We start from the raw sequence: 6,450 nt of genomic DNA on the forward strand, positions 1-6,450 counted from the left end.
TTGAACGACCCGCAGAAAACGCACTTGCGGCCCCGCTCAAAGTTGGCCGCACACCCGAAAACCCTCGAACCCCCTATAACCATGCGCCTTTCCTCCTAGCACATGGTTACGAATCGCCCTAATTACCAAAGATATTTTTGTATCGTGGCTGAACTAACGCCACTCGGTTACGATTTCGTAGATTCGTGCCAGTCTGAAGACGAAGCATGACGGGACATTGCCAAGCGGCATTGACAATTACATGGACCTAGGTGTCGCGCCCACCTCGGCTTGAACCGATCGCCTGAGCTCAATTCCCGGGCCGAAAGCGGGGCTGGTCACGCCGCCCTCACCCCCGCTCCCAATCCCAGCGGATGCCGGCTTCCTTGAACATGGCGCGAGCGATTTGCGCCGTCTTGCCCCAGCGCGGGTGCTTGAAGTCGGGCGGCGGCGAGACCACCCGCACGATGCCCGCCTGGATGATGAGCGCGGCGCAACGCGCGCACGGCGGCAGCGGCACGACATAGAGGGTGCAGCCTTCGGCCCTGGACCCTGCGAACATCAGCGCGTTCTGTTCCGCGTGCACGATCATCTCGTACTTGGTGTCGCGATCGAGCAGGCGCTCGGGCAGATCCGCCACCCCGGCGGGAAAGCCGTTGAACCCGGTCGAGACGATGCGCCTGGACTTGGTGTGGGTGACGACGGCGCCGACCTGGGTCGAGGGGTCCTTCGACCACTTGGCAATGAATTCGGCGAGTTCGAGGAACCGGCGGTCCCAGCGGTCGAGGGAACGTTTCATGGTTTAAGAACCGCCGTCACAAATCTGCGAGTCACCCCCACCCCATCCCTCCCCCGTCGAGGGGGAGGGGGCGAAAGGTTGATCCGCGACTCCTTTCCCTCCCCCCTTGCGGGGGAGGGTTAGGGTGGGGGGTGAATGGCGCATCCCTAGTTCCCGGTGTCAGTGCATGCGCCGCACGGGCGGCAGCTTGTCGCCGCGGCGGATGGATTCGGGATCGCTGTCGACGTAAAGCCCGAGTTCCGCCGGATCGACCCCGATCTGATCGCACAGCATGACGATCTCGATCTGATCGGCGAGGCTGGTATCGTCGTTCATCTCGCTGACCGCGAGGCAAAGCTGGATCAGAAGCCGGGCCGTGTCCGGGTTCTTGGTCGCGCGCCGCACGGTGGCGAGGGCGCGGGCCCGGCCCTTGCGCGGGTGTTCGAGGATGCGCTCGGCGTGGGCGTTGAACACCTCGACGCCTTCGTGCGGGTCGAACACCTTGAGCGCCTCCAGGGTTTCCAAAATCTGGTCGATGCGGACGCGCTGCGCGAAGGTGACGGGTCCGCGCGCGGTCGCCACCAGGGCGCAGGCCGCCATCGCCGCCTCGAGAAACGGGCGGTTGTGGTGGCGCTCGACCTCCTTGCGATAGAGCGTGGTCAGGTTTTGCAGAAAACCCGCCATCCCGTCCTCCCCGGTTTTGCGAAAGCCTAGCGCGGGGAGGGACCGCGTTCCAGCACCGCGACGAAAAAGCCGTCGGTGCCGTGGCGGGCCGGGGTCAACCGCAAGAACTGGTTCCCCGTCGGCGCTCGGCCCCCCAAGGTTTCTTCCCAGACCCCGGCGACGGGGAGCGCCCGGAAATCCCGATTATGTTCGAGAAACGACGCGACCTGCGTCTCGTTCTCCTCGGGCAGGACCGAGCAGGTGGCGTAGATAAGCCGTCCGCCGGGCCGGACCAGAACGGCGGCGGCCCGCAGGATATTTTGCTGGAGGCGGACGAGTTCCGCGAGCCGCGCGGCGTCGAGCCGCCATTTGGCGAGCGGATCGCGCCGCCACGCGCCGGAGCCCGAGCACGGCGCGTCGATGAGCACCCGGTCGGCGGCGTTCGCGAGACCGGCGGGTGGGGCAATAGCGTCGTCGGCGACAACGAGGCGTTCGACGTTTTCCGCGCCCGCGCGGGCGAGGCGTTCGTTCATGCGTTCGAGCCGTTCGGCCGAGGAATCGCAGGCGATCAGGCGGCCCCGGATACGGCCCCCTTCACCCATGGCGGCGGCGAGCGCCAGCGTCTTGCCGCCCGCGCCGGCGCAATAGTCGATTATCGTCATCCCAGGCCGCGCGCCGACCAAGGCCGCGACCAGTTGCGAGCCTTCGTCCTGGACCTCGATCAGGCCTTGTTTGAAGGCGCGCGAATTTTGGACTCGCGGATGGCCTTCGACGCGGAGGCCTGAAGGCGCGAGCGGCGTCGGGACGGCGGCGATCTTTTCGGCGGCGAGCGCCGCGCGCGCGTCCTCGCGCGTCGTCTTGAGGGCGTTGACGCGAAGATCGAGGGGGGCGGGCGCGTTGAGCGCGGCCATGTCGCGCGCGAGGTCGCCGCCGAAGGCGGCGCGCAGCGATTTGTCGAGCCATTGCGGGTATTCGAAGCGCACCCCGTCGGGCATGGCGGGATCGTCGAGGGGACGGCCGACGAGGGCGAGAGCCGCGCGGCGTTCTTCGTCCGAAAGGGCCGCGGGCGCGTGAACCGAAGAACCGAACAGGGCCATCGCTTCATCCGCCGCGAGGCCGTCGCCCACGATCGCATCGGCGAGCGCAAGCGCGCGGGGCGAAGGGGATGTCGATTGCTGCGCGCGGGGATTCGCCCGCGCGACATGCCAGGTCAGCCGCGCGCGGCGCCGCAGCACGCCGAACACGCGCGCGCGCACCGCGCGCCGGTCGGCCGAACCGGCGTAGCGGCGGCGGCGGAAATAAGCGTCGAGAATCGCGTCGGGGGGAAGGGGCGCGGCGAACGCCTGGTCGAGAACCTCGATCGCCGCCTGCAGGCGCGCGCCGGGAGTCATGACGAAGCGGCGTCAGCCGCTCGGGCGGTAATTGGGCGCCTCGCGGGTGATGATGACGTCGTGCACATGCCCTTCGCGCAGGCCGGCGCCGGTGACGCGGCGGAAGCGGCAGTTCCTCTGCATCTCGGGGACAGTGCGGTTGCCGGTATAGCCCATGGCCGCGCGCAGGCCGCCGACCAGCTGGTGGATGACGGTGGCGACCGGGCCCTTGTAGGGCACCTGACCCTCGATCCCTTCCGGCACCAGTTTCAGCTTGTCGCCCACTTCCTGCTGGAAATAGCGGTCGGCCGAACCGCGCGCCATGGCGCCGATCGAGCCCATGCCGCGATAGGCCTTGTACGAGCGGCCCTGGTAGAGGAACACCTCGCCCGGGCTTTCGTCGGTGCCGGCGAGCAGCGAGCCGACCATCACGCAATCGGCGCCGGCGGCGATCGCCTTGGCCAGATCGCCCGAATACTTGATGCCGCCGTCGGCGATCAGCGGCACGTCGTGCCGGCGGCAGGCCTCGGCGACCTCGAGCACGGCGGAGAGCTGCGGCAGGCCGACGCCCGCCACCATGCGCGTGGTGCAGATGGTGCCGGGACCGATGCCGACCTTGATCGAGTCGGCGCCGGCCTTGATCAGGGCGTCGGCGGCCTCGGGCGTGACCACGTTGCCGGCGATCACCTGGGCGCGGTTGCTGAGCTTCTTGATCGCGCGCACCGCCTCCATCACGCCCTTGGAATGGCCGTGGGCGGTGTCGACCACGATCACGTCGGCTTCGGCCGCGAGCAGGGCTTCCGCGCGCGCGATGCCGGCGGCGCCGACGCCGGTCGCGGCGGCCGCGCGCAGACGCCCCTTGTCGTCCTTGGCGGCGTCGGGGTGGCGTTCGGCCTTTTCGATGTCCTTGACGGTGATCAGACCGATGCAGCGGAACGCATCGTCCACCACCACCAGCTTTTCGATCCGGTATTGGTGCAGCAGGCGCTTGGCCTCGTCGCGCGCCACGCCTTCCTTGACCGTGACCAGCGGTCTCTCGGCGGTGTGGCGGGTCATCAACTCGCGCACCGGCTGGCGCGTGTCGGTGGCGAAGCGCACGTCGCGGTTGGTGAGGATGCCGACCAGCTTGCCGGTGTCCTTTTCGACCACCGGAATGCCGGAAAACGAATGCTCGGCCTTGATGCGCAGCGCGTCGGCGAGCGTCGCGTCGGGGGAAATGGTGAGCGGATTGACCACCATACCCGATTCGAACTTCTTCACCTTGCGCACCTCGGCCGCCTGCTCCGCCGGTTCCAGGTTCTTGTGGATGACGCCGATGCCGCCCGCTTGCGCCATGGCGATGGCGAGGCGGGCCTCGGTCACCGTGTCCATCGCCGCCGAAATCAGCGGGATACCGAGCCGGATTTCGCGGGTCAGCCGGGTCGCGGTCGAGGCGTCGGAGGGCAGGACGGAGGATTCCTGCGGCACCAGCAGCACGTCGTCGAAGGTCAGGGCCTCGGCGATGCCGTTGTTGTTGCTTTTGGGAGGGGCGCTCATGCGGCCTACCTTTCGCGGCGCGAATGTCGGGGCGCGGTAGGCGCGGTATCATACACGAGCGCACCCGCTTGCCAAGGGCGGGTGAACCGGCGAATCGCCCGGAAAACCTTGGCAATTGGCGTCCGGGGCGAAACCGGCCTATATCAAATCAGAGGAAGATCGTCGAACAGGGGAGATCGCTCCATGCCCACCAAAATCCCGCGCACCTGGATTCTGATCGCCGACGGCGCGCGCGCCCACGTGGTGGCCAGCGCCCGACCGGGCGCCGGCCTGAAGATCGTTCCCGGCAGCGACATCCGCCACGACCACGCGCCGACCCGCGCCATCGGCAGCGACCGGCCGGGACGGTCGCGGGAAAGCGTCGGCGGATCGCGCCACGCGCTGGCGCCGCGCATCGACTGGCACCGACAGCAGAAAGAGGAATTCGCCCGCGCCGTCGCGAAGAAGCTCGACGCGGACGCCGCACGCGGCCGGTTCGAGCGCCTGGTGCTGGTGGCGCCGCCCGGAACGTTGGGCGAGATCCGCGCCCAGCTGAAGGCGGCGACCCTGAAACGCATCACGGCCGAGATCAACAAGGACCTGACCCACGTGCCGATCCCCGAACTGGCCGCGCACCTGGAGGAGACGGTAAAGGTTTAGACCACGCGGAATCCTTGCGCGACGACGTAGGTTTCCGCCGACTCCGAACGGCTGGCTGGCGGCTTGGCGTGGCGCACGGTCGCGAACGAGCGCTTCAGGTCGGCAAGCAGCGCGCCTTCGGCGCCGCCCTGAAACACCTTGGCGACGAACGCGCCGCCCGGCTTCAGGATTTCGCGCGCGAAGGCGAACGCGGCCTCGGCCAGCGCGACGATGCGCAGATGATCGGTCGCCCCGTGCCCGGTCGCCGCAGGCGACATGTCGCTCAGCACCACGTCGGCCGGCCCGCCGAGGGCGTCGCGGATTTTGGCCGGGGTCGCGGGGTCGGTGAGGTCGGCTTCGAGGATCGTGGCGCCGGCGATCGCGTCCATCGGACGGAGATCGACCGCGGCCACCCGGCCCGAGGGGCCGACGCGCTCGAGCGCGACCTGGGTCCAGCCGCCGGGGGCGGCACCGAGATCGACCACCTTGGCGCCGGGCTTGAAAAGGCGAAAACGGCCGTCGAGTTCGGCGAGCTTGAACGCGGCGCGCGAACGCAGGCCTCGGCGCGCGGCTTCCGCGACGTAGGGGTCGTTGATCTGGCGCTGCAGCCAGCGGGTCGAGGACGCGGTGCGTTGGCGCGCGGTGCGGACCCGTGCCTTTGCGCCGCGGCCCGCGAAGCGGGTGGCGCCGGTTCGGTTTCGGCTCATGGCGCGCGCGAGTCCGTGTCATGTGCGCTCGGCGCGCGCGAGCCCGCGGCGGCGTCGGCGGCGATCATTTCGAGCAGCAGGCCCTCGCGGATGCCGCGATCGGCGGCGCGCAGCCGCGCCACCGGCCAGCGCCGGCAGATGGCTTCGAGTACGGCGCAGCCGAGCGCGACCAGATCGGCGCGCTCGGCGCCGACGCAGGGAAGGCGCGCGCGTTCGGCCGGTGTCATGGCGGCGAGACGGCGGCCGATGGCGGAAGCCCGTGCCGCTTCCATGGTCAGGCCGTCGACCCGCGAGCGGTCGTAGAACGGCAGGTCGAGATAAACGCCGCCGAGCGTGGTCATGGTACCCGACGTGCCGAGGACGAACACCTCGCCCTGGGCCGCGCGCTCGGCGACGCCGTGGGCGGCGTCGAACGCGGCGAGGCCGCGGCCGAGACGTTCGACCAGCGCGTCGTAGTCGGCGCCGCCGAGCGCGCCGGGGCCCTCGGTTTCGGCGAGCGTGACCACGCCCAAGGGCAGCGATTCTACCCCGAGCAGGCAGGGCGGCGCCGACGGCGATTGCGCGACCCACATCAGTTCGGTCGAGCCGCCGCCGATGTCGAACACCAGGGCGAACGGATAACGGGAATCGAGTAGCGGCGCGCAGCCGAGCAGCGTCAGGCGCGCTTCCTCGGCCGGCGAGATGGTTTCGAACGCGAGCCCGGTTTCGACGGCGACACGGCCGAGAAAGTCGCCGCCGTTGCCGGCGCGGCGGCAGGCCTCGGTGGCGACGCCGCGCGCGCGGCGGGGCCTGCGCGCCG

Annotated in this window: 7 protein-coding genes; 1 reads left to right on the forward strand and 6 read right to left on the reverse strand. The window is 69.5% G+C overall.

What is annotated here, in order from left to right; genetic code table 11:
- Nucleotides 1–328 precede the first annotated feature (328 nt).
- From FJ311_15495 to guaB, 4 genes are all read right to left on the reverse strand, one after another.
- Entirely contained in the window at nt 329–778 is a 450-nt protein-coding gene (locus FJ311_15495; GenBank protein MBM3952838.1) for a dCMP deaminase family protein, read from the reverse strand.
- Between the two features lie 159 nt (nt 779–937).
- Nucleotides 938–1,441, reverse strand: coding sequence for a hypothetical protein (locus FJ311_15500; GenBank protein MBM3952839.1), 504 nt, complete (start codon nt 1,439–1,441; stop codon nt 938–940).
- Nucleotides 1,442–1,467: 26 nt separating this feature from the next.
- Complete coding sequence (locus tag FJ311_15505; protein ID MBM3952840.1) at nt 1,468–2,811, reverse strand: RsmB/NOP family class I SAM-dependent RNA methyltransferase; 1,344 nt, start codon at nt 2,809–2,811, stop codon at nt 1,468–1,470.
- 12 nt (nt 2,812–2,823) lie between these two features.
- On the reverse strand, nt 2,824–4,326 hold the full coding sequence (gene guaB / locus FJ311_15510) for an IMP dehydrogenase (GenBank protein MBM3952841.1): 1,503 nt from the start codon (nt 4,324–4,326) through the stop codon (nt 2,824–2,826).
- A 183-nt stretch (nt 4,327–4,509) separates the two neighbouring features.
- Here guaB and FJ311_15515 point away from each other — a divergent pair, with 183 nt between their 5' ends.
- Nucleotides 4,510–4,965 carry a host attachment protein gene (locus FJ311_15515; GenBank protein MBM3952842.1) on the forward strand — a complete coding sequence of 152 codons (456 nt, stop codon included), beginning with the start codon at nt 4,510–4,512 and terminating at the stop codon, nt 4,963–4,965.
- Here the strand turns inward: FJ311_15515 and FJ311_15520 are convergent.
- Both FJ311_15520 and FJ311_15525 read right to left on the reverse strand, forming a co-directional pair.
- On the reverse strand, nt 4,962–5,651 hold the full coding sequence (locus FJ311_15520) for an RlmE family RNA methyltransferase (GenBank protein ID MBM3952843.1): 690 nt from the start codon (nt 5,649–5,651) through the stop codon (nt 4,962–4,964). The two genes, FJ311_15515 and FJ311_15520, sit on opposite strands and share 4 nt — an antisense overlap.
- A partial coding sequence (locus FJ311_15525) for a Ppx/GppA family phosphatase (GenBank protein MBM3952844.1) occupies nt 5,648–6,450 on the reverse strand: 803 nt, incomplete at its 5' end. The genes FJ311_15525 and FJ311_15520, both read right to left, overlap by 4 nt.

This window comes from Rhodospirillales bacterium (assembly GCA_016872535.1).
Classification (GTDB): Bacteria; Pseudomonadota; Alphaproteobacteria; order Rhodospirillales; family 2-12-FULL-67-15; genus 2-12-FULL-67-15.

Coding starts and splice junctions, on each gene's coding strand:
- guaB (MBM3952841.1), bottom strand. CDS start 4,326: ATGAGCGCCCCTCCCAAAAGCAACAACAACGGCATCGCCGAGGCCCTG.
- FJ311_15515 (MBM3952842.1), top strand. CDS start 4,510: ATGCCCACCAAAATCCCGCGCACCTGGATTCTGATCGCCGACGGCGCG.
- FJ311_15505 (MBM3952840.1), bottom strand. CDS start 2,811: ATGACTCCCGGCGCGCGCCTGCAGGCGGCGATCGAGGTTCTCGACCAG.
- FJ311_15500 (MBM3952839.1), bottom strand. CDS start 1,441: ATGGCGGGTTTTCTGCAAAACCTGACCACGCTCTATCGCAAGGAGGTC.
- FJ311_15495 (MBM3952838.1), bottom strand. CDS start 778: ATGAAACGTTCCCTCGACCGCTGGGACCGCCGGTTCCTCGAACTCGCC.
- FJ311_15520 (MBM3952843.1), bottom strand. CDS start 5,651: ATGAGCCGAAACCGAACCGGCGCCACCCGCTTCGCGGGCCGCGGCGCA.